General features: G+C 42.7%; 1 rRNA gene. It reads right to left on the bottom strand.

Annotation, left to right across the window (positions count from 1 at the left end):
- Positions 1 to 124 precede the first annotated feature (124 nt).
- Positions 125 to 489 (bottom strand): 23S ribosomal RNA (locus tag GBI16_RS18425); the annotation flags it as partial.

Below are 489 nucleotides of genomic sequence, written 5' to 3'. Positions count from 1 at the left end.
ATCTTTATGCTTAATATTTCTATTAAGTTTTTAATAATTTTTTAGAATCTAGTAACACTAGTTTCTTTAGAGTTAACACTCTAAAAACTGCACATATATCTTAATGAATGAACATCAAATAATATTGGTCAAGTCCTCGACCTATTAGTATCGATAAGCTAAATACATTGCTGCACTTACACCTTCGACCTATCAACCAGATAGTCTTTCTGGGGTCTTACCCTTACGGTGGGAAATCTTATCTTGAAGTTGGCTTCGCGCTTAGATGCTTTCAGCGCTTATCCATTCCGTACATAGCTACCCAGCCATGCCCTTGGCAGGACAACTGGTACACCAGAGGTACGTCCATCCCGGTCCTCTCGTACTAAGGACAGGTCTTCTCAAATTTCCTACGCCTGCGACGGATAGGGACCGAACTGTCTCACGACGTTCTAAACCCAGCTCGCGTACCTCTTTAATGGGCGAACAGCCCAACCCTTGGGACCTACT

Source organism: Acinetobacter sp. TUM15064, assembly GCF_008980265.1.
Taxonomy (GTDB): Bacteria; Pseudomonadota; Gammaproteobacteria; order Pseudomonadales; family Moraxellaceae; genus Acinetobacter.
Note: the sequence above shows the minus strand (reverse complement) of the source record. Positions and strands in the feature narration are given on the sequence as shown.